The sequence below is a fragment of the Microbacterium sp. TW_SC_2 genome (assembly GCF_055361165.1).
The window spans coordinates 1,520,927-1,535,763 of record NZ_CM143952.1 but is presented as its reverse complement, the minus strand read 5'-3'; the positions used below and the strand labels follow the sequence as shown (position 1 = coordinate 1,535,763).

At 68.7% G+C, this 14,837-nt stretch carries 13 protein-coding genes; 5 read left to right on the top strand and 8 right to left on the bottom strand.

The window, feature by feature from the left end; all coding sequences use genetic code 11:
- Positions 1-34: 34 nt before the first annotated feature.
- The 4 genes from ACWA14_RS07200 to ACWA14_RS07185 all read right to left on the bottom strand — a co-directional run bounded on the left by ACWA14_RS07200 (position 35) and on the right by ACWA14_RS07185 (position 4,355).
- Positions 35-1,531, bottom strand: coding sequence for an amidohydrolase (locus tag ACWA14_RS07200; RefSeq protein ID WP_463797174.1), 1,497 nt, complete (start codon positions 1,529-1,531; stop codon positions 35-37).
- 100 nt (positions 1,532-1,631) lie between these two features.
- Positions 1,632-2,645, bottom strand: a complete 1,014-nt coding sequence (locus ACWA14_RS07195) for an Fpg/Nei family DNA glycosylase (RefSeq protein ID WP_463797173.1) — start codon at positions 2,643-2,645, stop codon at positions 1,632-1,634.
- Between the two features lies 1 nt (position 2,646).
- Positions 2,647-3,132, bottom strand: coding sequence for a ribose-5-phosphate isomerase (locus tag ACWA14_RS07190; RefSeq protein ID WP_463797172.1), 486 nt, complete (start codon positions 3,130-3,132; stop codon positions 2,647-2,649).
- A 38-nt stretch (positions 3,133-3,170) separates the two neighbouring features.
- Entirely contained in the window at positions 3,171-4,355 is a 1,185-nt protein-coding gene (locus ACWA14_RS07185; RefSeq protein ID WP_463797170.1) for a ferrochelatase, read from the bottom strand.
- A 124-nt stretch (positions 4,356-4,479) separates the two neighbouring features.
- On the opposite strand from ACWA14_RS07185, the gene pepN reads away from it, so the two are divergent.
- The 4 genes from pepN to ACWA14_RS07165 all read left to right on the top strand — a co-directional run bounded on the left by pepN (position 4,480) and on the right by ACWA14_RS07165 (position 10,307).
- The gene (pepN, locus tag ACWA14_RS07180; RefSeq protein WP_463797168.1) at positions 4,480-7,032 is read left to right on the top strand and encodes an aminopeptidase N; all 2,553 of its coding nucleotides are present in this window, start codon (positions 4,480-4,482) and stop codon (positions 7,030-7,032) included.
- 97 nt (positions 7,033-7,129) lie between these two features.
- A complete protein-coding gene (locus ACWA14_RS07175) occupies positions 7,130-8,206 on the top strand; it encodes a mechanosensitive ion channel family protein (protein WP_463797387.1) in 1,077 nt (358 codons plus the stop codon).
- Positions 8,203-8,652: a globin gene (locus ACWA14_RS07170; RefSeq protein ID WP_463797167.1), complete on the top strand. Its 450-nt coding sequence runs from the start codon at positions 8,203-8,205 to the stop codon at positions 8,650-8,652. Before ACWA14_RS07175 ends, ACWA14_RS07170 begins: the two co-directional genes overlap by 4 nt.
- The gene (locus ACWA14_RS07165; RefSeq protein WP_463797166.1) at positions 8,649-10,307 is read left to right on the top strand and encodes an FAD-binding dehydrogenase; all 1,659 of its coding nucleotides are present in this window, start codon (positions 8,649-8,651) and stop codon (positions 10,305-10,307) included. Before ACWA14_RS07170 ends, ACWA14_RS07165 begins: the two co-directional genes overlap by 4 nt.
- 70 nt (positions 10,308-10,377) lie before the next feature.
- Here ACWA14_RS07165 and ACWA14_RS07160 read toward each other — a convergent pair whose 3' ends face one another.
- Positions 10,378-11,043, bottom strand: coding sequence for a DUF8185 domain-containing protein (locus ACWA14_RS07160; RefSeq protein ID WP_463797164.1), 666 nt, complete (start codon positions 11,041-11,043; stop codon positions 10,378-10,380).
- Between the two features lie 50 nt (positions 11,044-11,093).
- Here ACWA14_RS07160 and ACWA14_RS07155 point away from each other — a divergent pair, with 50 nt between their 5' ends.
- Positions 11,094-11,981: an acyl-CoA thioesterase gene (locus ACWA14_RS07155; RefSeq protein ID WP_463797162.1), complete on the top strand. Its 888-nt coding sequence runs from the start codon at positions 11,094-11,096 to the stop codon at positions 11,979-11,981.
- A 34-nt stretch (positions 11,982-12,015) separates the two neighbouring features.
- Here ACWA14_RS07155 and ACWA14_RS07150 read toward each other — a convergent pair whose 3' ends face one another.
- From ACWA14_RS07150 to ACWA14_RS07140, 3 genes are all read right to left on the bottom strand, one after another.
- Positions 12,016-12,510 carry an acyl-CoA thioesterase gene (locus tag ACWA14_RS07150; RefSeq protein ID WP_463797160.1) on the bottom strand — a complete coding sequence of 165 codons (495 nt, stop codon included), beginning with the start codon at positions 12,508-12,510 and terminating at the stop codon, positions 12,016-12,018.
- Positions 12,511-12,538: 28 nt separating this feature from the next.
- Complete coding sequence (gene ettA / locus ACWA14_RS07145; protein WP_463797158.1) at positions 12,539-14,218, bottom strand: energy-dependent translational throttle protein EttA; 1,680 nt, start codon at positions 14,216-14,218, stop codon at positions 12,539-12,541.
- 63 nt (positions 14,219-14,281) lie between these two features.
- Entirely contained in the window at positions 14,282-14,779 is a 498-nt protein-coding gene (locus ACWA14_RS07140) for a DUF6993 domain-containing protein (RefSeq protein WP_463797156.1), read from the bottom strand.
- Positions 14,780-14,837: the final 58 nt, after the last annotated feature.

Here is a 14,837-nt window from a genome sequence, read left to right as displayed (position 1 = left end):
CCCGGGATCTGATCCCGGGGCCCTTCGTCGTCCGTCAGGAGGTGTGTGTGAGCCGACCGCCGAGCACGGTCGTCCGAACAGGCATGTGTCGCAGCTGCTGCCCGGTCGCTGTCCGTGGATCGGCTCCGACCACGACGATGTCGGCCACATCACCGGGACGCAGGGACGATCGGACGCTTGCCGCGAGGGCATCGTCGATGCTGAGGCGCTCCTCCGGGCGCCAGGGCTCACGGTCATCGTCGGTCCGGGTGACGGCGGCGGATATCGCGTGCCACGGATCGAGAGGGGCGACCGGCGCATCCGATCCGAAGCGCATCAGCACACCCGCATCACGCAGGGACGCGAGCGGGTAGCCGATCGCGGTCTGCTGCGCCCAGAGCCGGTTCACGAGGTCGCGGTCGTCGAGGGCGTGCTGCGGCTGCACGCTCGCGATCACTCCGAGTCGAGCGAAGCGGGCGAGGTCCGCGTGCCGCACGAGTTGCGCATGCTCGATGGTCCCGGTCGCCCCCGTGAGGGTGATCGCGTCGAGGGCCGAGGTGATCGCCCGATCGCCGATCGCGTGCAGGGCGACACCGAGGCCCGCACCGGTCGCCCGCAGCAACAGCTCGTGCAACTCCTCGGGCTCGACGTTGAGGACGCCGTGGTTGTCGGAACTCTCGGGGTAGGCATGCGAGCACGCCGCCGTCCGCGTGCCGAGTGAGCCGTCGGTGATGATCTTGAGCGGCCCCATCCGCACCAGTCCACGTCCCGCCTCGGGGGCATCGGGGTCTTCGACCGGCTCCCCGGTGCGCAGCCCCGCCGCGATCGCGCGCTCGAGACCGGCCCGGTAGACCGCGAACTCCACGCGATGCGTCGCGAAGCCCTGCGCGATGCGGCGGGGCCAGGCCTCGGCGTTCCAGGCCATGTCGAAGTCGACCAGCCCGGTGATGCCCCGCGCGGCCGCCTGCTCCCCTGCCGCCTGCACGGCGCGGTCGCTGTGCGCGGGATCGACGGCGTTCAGCCGTCGCGAGATCTCGAACGCGTCCTCCTCGCGCAGCACCCCGTCGGCGCTCACGAAGCCCTCGCGCCGCAGCGCGGCCGAGTTCAACCAGACACTGTGCACGTCGGCGTTGATCAGATACGTCGGCACCCCGTCGGTCGCGTGATCGAGCACCTCCCGCGTCGGCTCGTCGGGCCACAGCGCGTCGCGGTACCCGCTGCCGACGCGACGGCCGTCGGGCAAGGGAGCCACCGAGGTCATCCGCGCGGCGGCCTCCGCGGCGGTCGATGCCGATCCCAGGGGTTCGCGTTCGGCCGACAGCGCCCACTGCACCGTGTGCACGTGGTTGTCCCACAGCCCGGGGAGCGCCCACGCCCCGTCCGCATCCACCACATCCCCGCTGGCCCGCAGGGCTCCGGTGGGCGCGATGTCCACGATGCGGTCGGCCGCGATGTGGATGTCGACCGGCTCGTCGTCCATCAGGAACTCGCGCCCGGGCCCTGCGATCCGCACCGCGCGGATCATCGAGATCGACTCGCCCGCGCCTGTCATGACGTCACCGACGTCCGGGCAGCGGCGAGACGGATACGGAAGTTCTGACGCATTCTCTCAGCCTAGAACCGAAGCCCGACCCGCACGGGTCACGACCCGCTCACGCCTGGCAGCGCGGGCACCAGTAGAGCTTGCGCGCACCGATCTCCTCGAGCGCGATCTCGGTCCCGCACACCCGGCACGGCAGCCCTGCGCGGTGGTAGACCCAGTGACGGTCGTCCCGGTGCGCCATCGCCGCTCGGTACTGCTCCGGCGCCAGGTCGTCCATCGTCATCATCTGGCCGGTGTCGACCCCGATCGCGAGGAGCCGCACCCAGTCGTGCCAGAGGGCGCGCACGATGTCTTCGGGAACATCGCGACCGGGCGTGTGCGGGTTCAACCTCTGCCGGTACAGCATCTCCGCGCGATACACGTTGCCGATGCCGCTCACGACGGACTGATCCATCAGCAGCAGCGCGATGACCGTCGGCTTCTTGCGCACGGCGCGCACGAACCGTTCCTCGTTCTCGATCGGGTCGCCCACCAGGGGGTCTGGGCCGAGCTTCGCCACCGAGGCCAGCATCTCCTCGGGGGTCTGCAGCACGCACGCCGTCGGCCCGCGCAGATCCGCCGCGGTGATGTCGGTCATCAGCCGGAGACGTACCTGTCCGACGATGGGAGGAGGCCACTCCTCATCGCCGTCCGCGAGCCCGCGCGTCTGCTCCGACATCCGCACATGAACCCGAGTGCGTCGCGGAGCGCCGATGGAGGCCAGGGAGTTCTCCCCCGCGTCGTCGAGGATGGCGTCTTCCGCGGGCGTCTGTTCGAGGTCGGTGCCTCGCTGATTCGTCTGTCCCATGCGACCGTTCGCCGAGGCGATGGTCGGGTCGACGAGGATCTCGCCGGCGAAGTCCCAGGCACCGTACAGACCCAGGTGCACCCGCAACCACAGGTCGCCCTCGGCCTCCAGGAACATCTGCTTGCCGACCGCCTGCACGCTGACGGCCCGGCGTCCGTCGAGCTGGGCCGCACCTTCCGCGAAGCGGCCCTGCGGGCTCGACGCGTTCAGCGTCTTCCCGATGAAGTTGCGGTCGAACTGGCGCGCGATCCGGTGGACGGAGTGACCCTCGGGCACGTCAGGCCCGGGGGTCCGGGAGCAATGAGCCGTCGCGCTCGAAATCGGCGATCTGCGCGATGCGGCGCGCGTGGCGCTCCTCACCGGAGAACGGCGTCGCGACGAAACGATCGATCAGTGCGGTGACCTCGTCGAAGGTGTGCTGACGGGCGCCGATCGCGATGACGTTCGCATCGTTGTGCTCTCGGGCGAGCTCCGCCGTCGAGAGATTCCAGACGAGCGCGGCGCGCACCCCCTCGACCTTGTTCGCGGCGATCTGCTCACCGTTGCCCGAGCCGCCGAACACCACGCCGAGCGTCTCCACTCCCGCCGCCTGGTCGCGCACCACGGCCCGCGCGGCGCGGATGCAGAACGCGGGATAGTCGTCGACCGCGTCGTACACGATCGGCCCGTGATCGACCACCTCGTGCCCCGCTGCACGCAGATGATCCTGCAGCTGCGTGGAGAAGTCGAGACCGGCGTGATCGGTGGCGATGTGGATGCGCATGGCTCCCATCCTAGAAGCGTCGGGCGCTCCTGACAGTCTCAGGGCGCGACGCCCGCCGCGGCCGGCTTGAAGCCCGCGCGGACGTTCTCGCAGCATCCGGGACGGCAGACGTCGAAGCCGCCGGGAAGCGACGTGACGTGCGGGCGCTCCTCGTTCGGCCGCCCCTGCAGACGCTCCTCGATGAGGTCGACGATCCCCGCGACGAACGAGGGCGAGACACCGGGAGTCGGCGTCCGCGTGAACCGGAGTCCGGCCTCCTCAGCCGCCTCCGCCGCCTCGGTGTCGAGGTCCCAGAGGACCTCCATGTGATCGCTCATGAAACCGATCGGCACCACCGCGACGGCCTTACGGCCCTGCGCGGGAAGGTCTTCGATCACATCGCACACGTCCGGCTCGAGCCAGGGCTGCGAGGCGGGGCCGGAGCGCGACTGGTAGACGAGCTGCCACGCGACGTCCTCGCTGCCGGGAACCGTCTGGCGCACACGATCCATCACCCAGGCGGCGACGGCGAGGTGCTGCGCGGCGTAGGCGCCGCCCTCGCCCCACTCGATCTGACGTGAGCCCGAGCGCTCGGCGTCGGCGGTGGGGATGCTGTGCGTGGAGAAGAGGATCTCGATGTCGGCGGCGGCCACACCCTCGGCGAGGAACGTCTCGACGGCCTCGCGGACGCCGGTCTCGAAGGCATCGACGAAACCGGGGTGGTCGTAGAAGGGACGGATCTTGTCGATCGTGACCGTGTCGCCGAGCTGCGTCTCCTGGAGGACACGCGCGAAGTCCTCGCGGTACTGGCGGCAGCTGGAGAAGGAGCTGTACGCGCTGGTCGCGAAGGCCAGCAGCGTGGTGTGGCCGTCGGCGGCGGCGGTCGTGACGACCTCCTCCAGGTACGGGCTCCAGTTGCGGTTGCCCCAGTAGACGGGGAGGTCGATGCCGCGACGGGCGAGCTCGTCCTCCAGCGCGGCCTTCAGCACGCGGTTCTGGCCGTTGATCGGGCTCACTCCGCCGAAGTGGCGATAGTGATGTGCGACCTCCTCGAGACGCTCATCGGGGATGCCGCGACCCCGCGTCACGTTGCGCAGGAAGGGGATCACGTCCTCCTGTCCTTCCGGGCCGCCGAACCCGGCGAGCAGGATGGCGTCGTAGGCCACCGGGGTGGTCACGAAGGGTCCACCCGCCGCGGCGGCAGCAGAGGCAAAGGGAACGGTGTTCGGCTCGATCGCGGTCACCTGTCCATTCTTTCACCTCTCGGAAGCGGAGGCGCGCGCCCTGCTGGCGTAGGCTGTCATGGTTGCCGTCGGCGCCAACTGCGCCAACCCCCGGCAACATCCCCTCACCCCTGGGAGTACCGCTGTGCCTGGAGAGAACCTCACCCGAATCGAAGCGCAGGAGCGCCGCGACGTCGTCGACACGCAGTCGTACGAGATCGCCCTCGATCTGACGAAGGGTTCCGAGGTCTTCGGATCGCGGAGCGTCGTGCGCTTCACCGCGACGCCCGAGAGCTTCACTTTCATCGACCTCATCGCTCGCGACGTGCGCGAGATCTCGCTGAACGGCGAGCAGCTCGACCCGAACGAGGTGTTCGCGGACTCGCGGATCGCCCTCGCCGGCCTGAAGGCGGACAACGTTCTCGTCGTCGACGCCGACTGCCTGTACACCAACACCGGAGAGGGTCTGCACCGCTTCGTCGACCCGGTCGACGACGAGGTGTACCTCTACTCGCAGTTCGAGGTTCCCGACTCGCGCCGCGTCTTCGCCGTCTTCGAGCAGCCCGATCTGAAGGCGACCTTCCAGTTCACGATCACCGCGCCCGCCGCGTGGAAGGTCATCTCCAACTCCCCCACTCCCGAGCCCATCGTGCATGACGACGACACGATCGCGACCTGGGGTTTCGAGCCCACGCCGCGCATCTCCTCGTACATCACGGCTCTGATCGCCGGCCCCTACGAGTCGACGTTCTCCGAGCTCACCAGCGCCTCCGGCCGCGTCGTCCCGCTCGGCGTCTACGGCCGCAAGAGCCTGTGGCAGCACCTCGACGCCGACTACATCTTCGACAAGACCCGCGAAGGCTTCGCCTACTACGAGGAGAAGTTCGGCGTCCCATACCCGTTCGCGAAGTACGACCAGCTGTTCGTGCCGGAGTTCAACGCCGGGGCGATGGAGAACGCCGGCGCGGTCACGTTCACCGAGACCTACGTGTTCCGGAGCAAGGTGACCGACGCCGTCAAGGAGCGTCGCGTCGTGACGATCCTGCATGAGCTCGCCCACATGTGGTTCGGCGACCTCGTCACCATGAAGTGGTGGAACGATCTCTGGCTCAACGAGTCCTTCGCGGAATGGGCGTCGACCATCGCGACCGCCGAGGCCACCGAGTGGACCGAGGCCTGGACCACCTTCAACGCGATGGAGAAGACCTGGGCCTACCGCCAGGACCAGCTTCCGTCGACGCACCCGATCGTGGCCGAGATCAACGATCTCGAGGACGTGCAGGTGAACTTCGACGGCATCACCTATGCGAAGGGCGGCTCGGTCCTCAAGCAGCTCGCGGCATGGGTCGGGATCGACGCCTTCTTCGGTGGCGTCTCGCAGTACTTCCAGAAGCACTCCTGGGGTAACACCGAGCTCAGCGATCTGCTCACGGAGCTCGAGGCCACCAGCGGACGCGACCTGAGCACCTGGTCGAAGAAGTGGCTGGAGACCGCGGGCGTCAACACGCTCGAGCCGGTCATCGCAGACGATGCGAACGGGATCATCTCGCGATTCGCCGTGACGCAGACGGCACCGGCGGACTACCCGACGATCCGACCGCACCGTCTGGGCATCGGCTTCTACACCCTCACGGGCGGCGCGCTCACCCGCACGCACTACGTCGAGGTCGACGTCGACGGTGACCGGACCGAGGTCCCCGAGCTCCAGGGTCTCCCGCGTCCCGACCTGATCCTCCTGAACGACAACGACCTCGCCTACGCCAAGATCCGGCTCGACGAGAAGTCGCTCGCCACGGCGATCGCGCACCTCGCCGACATCAGCGATCCCCTGGCCCGTTCCCTCGTGTGGGGCGCCGCCTGGGATCAGACGCGCGACGCCGAGACGCCCGCGACCGACTACATCGATCTCGTGCTCGGGAACATCGGCCGCGAGACCGAGTCCACGACCGTGCGCACCACGCTCGCCCAGCTGCGCACCGCCGCCACGCTGTACGTCGACCCCGCCCAGCGCGCCGAGGCACGTCTCCGCGTGGCCGACGGGCTGTGGGCGCTCGCCGAATCGGCCGAGGCGGGCAGCGACAGCCAGCTCCAGTTCGTCACCGCGTTCGCGACCTCGCTGGTCATGTCCGAGCACGCGGGGATCATCGGCCGACTGCGCGCGGGTGAGGAGACTCTCCCGGGTCTCGAGATCGATGCCGACCTGAGCTGGCAGCTGCTGGTCGGTCTGGCCACGATCGGAGCCACCGACGCGACCACCATCGACGGCGCGCTCGCCTCTGACAACACCGCGAAGGGCGCCGAGTTCGCCGCCCAGGCGCGGGCGGCTCTCCCTGACCAGGCCTCGAAGAAGGCAGCCTGGGCGTCGCTCATCGAGCGCGACGATGCACCGAACACGATCGTGCGTTCGGCGGCTCTCGGGTTCGTGCACCCGGCGGGAGTCGACGTGCTGGCGGACTTCGTGCCCGCCTACTTCGACATGCTGCTGCCCGTCTGGGAGTCCCGCAGCTACCAGATCGCCCAGTACCTGGTCGTCGGACTCTTCCCGACGGCTCTCGCGAACAACGAGCTCCGTGACGCGACGCGTGCCTGGCTGTCGGCGAACCCGGAGGCCGCGCCGGCCCTCCGTCGCCTCGTTCTCGAGAACCTCGCTGACGTCGAGCGGGCGCTCGCCGCGCAGTCCCGCGACTCCGACGACTGAGCGAGACCGCTGCCGCCGGATCCACCGGATCAGGATCGGGCCTCTGTCGCACGGCTTCCAGCCCGCGCAGAGGCCCGATCGCTAGGATCTGGAGGTGATGTTGATCCCCTCCGAAGTCGATCCCGACCCCGCTGTCCCCGCCGTTCCCGTGTGGTGGCAGCAGACGCTCGACGTGCTCGGACAGATCGGCGGTCGGGCTCTGACGGTCGCGATCATCATCGGAAGCTGCGTGCTGATCGCGCTCATCCTGCGCGTCGTGATCCGCCGGGTCGTGCATCGCATCGTCGACACCGCGAAGAACAAGGCGGCGGTCGACGACACCCAGGCGCTCGAGCGATCCCCGCTCGCCGACATGCGCCTCGTGCAGCGCACGCGCACGCTCGGCACGATCCTTCAGAACATCGTGAACGTCATGCTGGTCGTGATCGCACTCGTGCTGATCGTGAACGCGCTCGACAACAGCCTGCTCGGCTCTCTGACCCTGCTCACCGCGGCGGTCGGCGCCGGTCTCGGCTTCGGTGCGCAGAACATCGTGAAGGACGTGCTCAACGGCATCTTCCTGGTCGCGGAAGACCAGATCGGCATCGGCGACGTGGTCGATCTCGGACTCGCGAGCGGCGTCGTGGAGTACGTGAGCGTGCGCATCACCCAGGTCCGCGATGTCAACGGCACCCTCTGGTACGTGCGCAACGGCGAGGTGACGCGGATCGGCAACATGTCGCAGGGGTGGGCGCGGGCGATCATCGACATCGGAGTCACGCCGGACGCCGACCTCGACGAGGTCGAGAGAGTGCTGCTCGAGACGGCTCTCGGGCTGTCCAAGGACTCGAAGTGGCGCACGCGCATCGTCGAGAAGCCGGAGATCTGGGGGCTGGAATCGATCGACGGCGACGCCCTCGTCGTCCGCCTCGTGATCAAGGCCCGCGCCAACGCCAAGGATGACGTCGCTCAGGAGCTGCGCAAGCGACTGCGCGCCGCTCTGCTCGAGAAGGAGATCGCGATTCCGCGCATGTCGACGGTGGTGCCCACCGGTCTCGACGGGGCCCGGCGTGTGCGCGGCGCGAACCCTCCCAAGACGCGTCCGAACGCGGTCACCGGTGTGCGTGTCATCCCCGATCGCGGTATCTGGCGCCGTAAGAAGCCCAACACCGATGACGGGAGCACCACGACGTGACGTTCTACGAAGAGGTCGGCGGACGCGAGACGTTCGCGAAGATCGTGTCGGTGTTCTACCGCGAGGTGGCGCTCGATCCGGTCCTGAAGCCGATGTACCCGGAGGAAGACCTCGGACCGGCCGAGCAGCGCCTACTGCTGTTCCTCGAGCAGTACTGGGGCGGCCCGACCACCTACGGCGAGACGCGCGGCCACCCTCGGCTGCGCATGCGCCACATGCCGTTCGCCGTCAACCCGGACGCGCGCGATCGGTGGTTGAAGCACATGCGCACGGGCGTGGAGGAGGCGCAGCTGTCGCCCCTGCACGAAGCGACGCTCTGGGACTACCTCGAGCGCGCGGCGTATGCCATGGTGAACACATTCGAGCCGTCGGGCATCGGCACCGCTGCAGATGGACGCCCGACCCTCGAAGCCCGCTCACGTCAGGGATCAACGGAGAACACATGACGAACGCGCCCCTGTCCACAGATGTCCTGATCATCGGGTGGGGGCTGTCCGGGCTCGTCGCCGCGGCGGAGGCGCTGGCTGCCGGTCGCCGGGTCGTGTTGATCGATCAGGAACCCCGCACCAATCTCGGCGGACAGGCGTGGTGGTCCTTCGGCGGGTTGTTCTTCGTCGATTCGCCGGAGCAGCGTCGGATGGGGATCCGCGATTCCCTCGACCTCGCCACTCAGGACTGGTTCGGGAACGCGGGCTTCGATCGGCCGGAGGATGAATGGCCTCGCCGGTGGGCGGAGGCGTACCTGCAGTTCGCCTCCGGAGAGAAGCGCGCCTGGCTGCGTGAGCGCGGTGTCGGATTCTTCCCGGTGGTCGGCTGGGCGGAGCGAGGCGGGTACGGCGCGATCGGCCCCGGCAACTCGGTGCCGCGCTTCCACATCACCTGGGGCACCGGTCCGGGAATCGTCGCGCCCTTCGCCGCCGCCGTGGAGCAGGGCGAACGAGAGGGACGGCTCACTGTGCGCGGGCGCCACCGGGTTTCGGAGCTCCTCGTCACGGACGGCGTCGTGATCGGCGCGCGCGGCACGGTGCTGGCCTCGAGCGGCGCGGCACGAGGTGCGGAGTCGTCGCGCGAGGTCATCGGAGACTTCGAGATCCGAGCATCCGCGACGATCGTGGCGTCGGGCGGGATCGGCGGCAACCACGACCTCGTCCGCGCGGCCTGGCCGGAGCGCCTGGGTGCGCCGCCGGAGCACATGCTCGCCGGGGTGCCGGCGTACGTCGACGGATCGATGCACGGCGTCAGCGCCGCGGCCGGCGCTCGCCTGATCAACGGCGACCGGATGTGGCACTACGTCGAGGGCATCACCAACTGGGACCCGGTGTGGCCGCTGCACGGCATCCGCATCCTCCCCGGGCCCTCCTCGCTCTGGCTCGACGCGACCGGGGCGCGACTCCCCGTGCCGCTGTTCCCCGGCTTCGACACCCTGGGCACGCTCGCACACCTGCGCAGCACCGGGCACGATCATTCCTGGTTCGTCACCTCGCGGCGCATCGTCGAGAAGGAGTTCGCCCTGTCGGGTAGCGAGCAGAACCCCGATCTGACCGGCAGAGATGTGGGCCTCCTGCTCCGCTCCCGTCTCGCGAAGGGACCGACCGGACCGGTCCAGGCGTTCCTCGACGAGGGCGCCGACTTCCTGGTCGAGAACGACCTGGAGTCGCTCCTCGAGCAGATGCAGCGGCATCCTGGCGGGGAAGCACTCGACATCGACGCCGTGCGCCGCGAGGTCGTCGCCCGGGACCGTGAGATCGACAACGACTTCACGAAGGATGCGCAGATCGGCATGCTCCGGTCGATGCGCGGCTACCGGGGCGACCGGCTCATCCGCACGGCTCCCCCGCACCGTCTCCAGGATCCTGCGGCGGGACCGCTCATCGCGGTGAAGCTGCACGTCTTGACGAGAAAGTCGCTCGGCGGCATCAACACGGACCTCGACGGACGCGCACTCGATGCCGCCGGCGCCGTGGTCCCGGGTCTCTACGCGGCGGGCGAGGCCAGCGGATTCGGCGGCGGGGGCGTGCACGGATATCGCGCCCTGGAAGGGACCTTCCTCGGAGGTTGTCTGTTCTCGGGGAGGCAGGCCGGACGCGCAGCAGCGGGGTGACCTCGCGTCGTCCCCTCGGGACGTCGGTCTTCGAGGCCTCCCTCGCGCGGGGACTCCGTGTGTGCAGGCCTCAGTCCGAGGCGCCGGTGCCGCGGACTGCGGTCAGACCGGATGCGACGGGTCCGCGCGCGAGCACGTGTCCGCGGCGGAACGCCAGCCGCGTCCAGCGTCCGGACCGGGTGACCGGCACCTGCTCCTCGCCGGAGATGAACCCCAGCGCGTCGGCGGCGAAGGCGATCCCGCGTGGCAAGCCGGCGAGATCCTCATCCGGCTCGCCCCAGATAGCCGCCCTGAGCGCACGGACGGCCTCTTCTCCGGCCCCGGGGGTCGCGCCACGGGCAACGGCCGAGATGCCCCACTGAGCCCGCTGAGCGATCGTCGAGGCGTCGAGCGCCCCCGCGGGCTCCCAGCCGGAGCGCGGTGGTGCGATGCCCGCCCAGGCCGGTGAGAGGCCGGTGTCCGGGAGAGTCAGCGCCCGCTCCTCGTCGCCGCTGCGCAGCTCGGCGACGACGATGTCGCACTGCAGCTCGGGATCGGCGTGGACGATGCGCATCGCGAGGATCGTCGGGGTCTGATCGAACAGTCCGTGCGGTGCGAGAGCGGCGGTCGTCAGGGCGAGCACACCGCCGGCCGCTTGCAGCCGCACGCCCTCATCACTGATGCGTGCAGCTCTTCCGACGAAGGTCAGGACGTCGCGGGAGGTCTCGGCGTCGGCGAGGAGGAGCTGGTGTGTCACGCGTTCTAAACTAGCAACCGTGCCGTGCCCGCGGACGCAGAGAGGATGCCATGAGCGACCGGAACCATGCCGCTCGGACGGTCGAGCGGTTGCTCGACGTCCTCGATCTCGACACCACGCAGGCGCGCACCACGGAGGACATCTTCACCGGTCCGTCCCACCCCATGCCCTCGGGGCGCATCTACGGTGGGCAGGTGCTCGCGCAGAGCCTGATCGCGGCCGAGCGCACCCTCCCGGAGGATCGCGCTGCGCATTCGATGCACGGCTACTTCCTGCGCGCCGGCGACGCGAGCCAGGGCATCACGATCGCCGTCGACCGCATCCACGACGGTCGCTCCTTCTCGACCCGTCGCTCGCAGGCGTATCAGAACGGCGTGCCGATCTTCTCCATGATCGCCTCCTTCCAGGATGACGACCCGGGTGTCGAACACGCCGAGCCCATGCCGACGGGTGTCCCGCGGCCCGAGGACCTCACCCCGGACGAGGATCGCGTCGATGGTCTGCCTGACGGGGCCACGCGCATCCTGAGCGAGCGCGCCGCCGACATCCGTCACATCGATCACCCGCTCTACCTCCCGAGCGACGACGAGAAGGTTCCCCGTCAGGGCGTGTGGATGCGTATGCGTGCGCCGCTCCCCGACGATCCCCGGTTGCACCGCGCAGCGCTGGCATACCTGAGCGACATGACCATTCAGGAGTCCATCCTGCGCGCGCATGGCGTGCACTGGTCGCTTCCGGGCCTGAAGGTGGCCAGTCTCGATCACGCCATGTGGTGGCATCGCCCTGCGCGTGTCGACGAGTGGTTGCTCTACATGCAGGAGTCGCCGAATGCGCGCGGAGGTCGCGGCCTGGCCACCGGCCGCATCTACTCGCATGACGGGGAACTGGTCGCGAGCGTCGCCCAGGAGATCATGATCCGGGTACCCTCGGGCGCCTGAACCGCGCTCTGCGCTGCTGGCGGGAGCGGCCGGCCTAGCGGTGTGCGTACTCGATCGAGGGACCGGTGAACGGCTCCCAGGCGTCGCGCATCTCCTGCGTGAGCCGGGTGGGCCGACCACTCGCGGCATCGACCAGCACGATCACGGCCGTGGACCGCGCGTAGAGCGTGCGCGGCTCCGCATCGGGGTCGTTGTGGACCTCGTAGCAGACCTCGACGCTCGATCCGCCGAGCTTCCCGAACCACATCTGCACCTCGAGAGGCCGGCGCTGATACGGCACCGGGGCCAGATACTCGATCTCCTGACGCGCGATGAGCGTGAGGATGCCCTCCTCGATACCCGAATCGAGCACCGCCGTGGATGGCGCGACCTCGCCGGGGCCCGCGCGCCAGAACGCGCGGACCCGGGCCTCCTCGAGCAGTTTGAGCATCGAGGTGTTGTTGACGTGATTGAACGCGTCCAGATCGCCCCAACGGAGCTGGATCGGGATGTGCAGGCGGGAACCCGGCGTCGCACTCGACTCGGACATCAGTCGGCCTCCTGAGCGTGGCGCGGAGTCAGTCGCGGGTGAGCTTGCGGTGCGTCGAACGGTGCGGCTTCGCGGCATCGGGACCGAGGCGCTCGATCTTGTTCTCCTCGTAGGCCTCGAAGTTGCCCTCGTACCAGTACCAGTTGGCCGGGTTCTCGTCCGTTCCCTCGTAGGAGAGGATGTGGGTCGCGATGCGGTCGAGGAACCACCGGTCGTGGGTGATGACCACGGCGCATCCGGGGAACTCGAGCAACGCGTTCTCGAGTGAACTGAGGGTCTCGACGTCCAGGTCGTTGGTGGGCTCGTCGAGGAGGAGCAGGTTGCCGCCCTCCTTCAGCGTCAGCGCGAGGTTGAGGCGGTTGCGCTCTCCACCGGAGAGCACTCCGGCCTTCTTCTGCTGATCGGGACCCTTGAAGCCGAACTTCGACACGTAGGCGCGCGAAGGGATCTCGGTCTTGCCGACCGTGATGTAGTCGAGCCCGTCGGACACGACCTCCCAGAGCGTCTTGTCCGGGTCGATGTTCGCGCGCGACTGGTCGACGTAGCTGATCTTGACCGTCTCACCGATCTTGAGGTCACCGCCGTCGAGCGGCTCGAGACCGACGATCGTCTTGAACAGCGTGGTCTTACCCACACCGTTGGGGCCGATCACTCCGACGATGCCGTTCGGGGGCAGGTTGAAGCTCAGGCCGTCGATCAGCACGCGACCGTCGAAGCCCTTCTTGAGCTTCTTCGCGTCGATGACGATCCCGCCCAGTCGGGGGCCCGCCGGAATCTGGATCTCTTCGAAGTCGAGCTTCCGGGTCCGCTCGGCCTCCGACGCCATCTCCTCGTAGCGGGCGAGACGGGCCTTGGACTTGGTCTGACGCCCCTTCGCGCTGGAGCGCACCCACTCGAGCTCCTCCTTGAGACGCTTCGCGAGCTTCGCGTCCTTCTTGCCCTGGACCTCGAGGCGCTCGCCCTTCTTCTCCAGATAGGTCGAGTAGTTGCCCTCGTAGCCGATGAGGCGGCCACGATCGACCTCGGCGATCCACTCGGCGACGTGATCGAGGAAGTACCGGTCGTGGGTGATAGCGATGACCGCACCCTTGTACGCCTGCAGGTGCTGCTCGAGCCAGAGCACGCTCTCGGCGTCGAGGTGGTTGGTGGGCTCGTCGAGGAGCAGCAAATCGGGCTTCTGCAGGAGCAGCTTCGCGAGCGCAACGCGGCGCTTCTCACCGCCGGAGAGCGGGGCCACGGGGGCATCCGCCGGCGGGGTGCGGAGTGCGTCCATCGCCTGATCGAGTTGAGAGTCGAGGTCCCAGCCGTCAGCCGCCTCGATCTCTTCCTGCAGGGTGCCCATCTCGGCGAGCAGCGCGTCGAAGTCGGCGTCCGGATCCGCCATCAGGAGGGAGATCTCGTTGTAGCGGTCGACCTTCGCCTTGATGGCGATGCCGTCCTGGATGTTCTCCAGCACGGTCTTGGTCTCGTCGAGCTCGGGCTCCTGCATCAGGATCCCGACGCTGAAACCGGGCGAGAGCTTGGCTTCGCCGTTCGAGGGCTGGTCGAGACCCGCCATGATCTTGAGGATCGTCGACTTACCGGCACCGTTCGGGCCGACCATGCCGATCTTCGCCCCAGGGAGGAAGGCCATGGTGACGTCGTCGAGGATGAGCTTCTCACCCACCGCCTTGCGCGCACGAACCATCGAGTAGATGTACTCAGCCACCGAAAACCGCTCCTTCTGTTGGCGTCGAAGATCGACACTCCAGCCTACCGGCCCTGTCGGAGATCACCAGTCGATCGGGCGTGTGCTCCCGACGAGGCATCGCCCTTCCGCCAATTGGGGCATCACCGCGGTGACGACCTGACCGGTCGACGGACCGACCTGACCGATCAGACATTCTTCGTCGCCCCAGCGCACCGAGAACTGCAGGCTCTCGACAGGATTGCCGACCGTGGTCGCATCCGGAGTCACCTGCATCCCCCCACGATCGAAGCCGGCGGCGATGAGCCCGTCGATGTACGCCCGGCCCATGCCCCGCGACTCCGTCGCCCAGACGCTCTCGGCGACCGCGGTGAACAGCGGAAGGTTCTCCTCCGCGGTGCCGTCGGGCACCAGGACCGGCGACGTCGGCGCCGCAGACTGCGAGGGCGTCGGCGTCGGCGTCGCGTCTGCAGGCGGAGCCGGCGTCATCGGAGCGCACGCCACCAGTGAGATGCCCAGTACCACGGCGGACAGAGTGGCCGAGATCGCCTGCGAAGAACGTGAGGTGGGTCGTCGGATCACGAGCCGAGTCTACGTGGCGGGTCGCGGGCGCCGGCGACCGCGACCCTGCCCTGTCGGA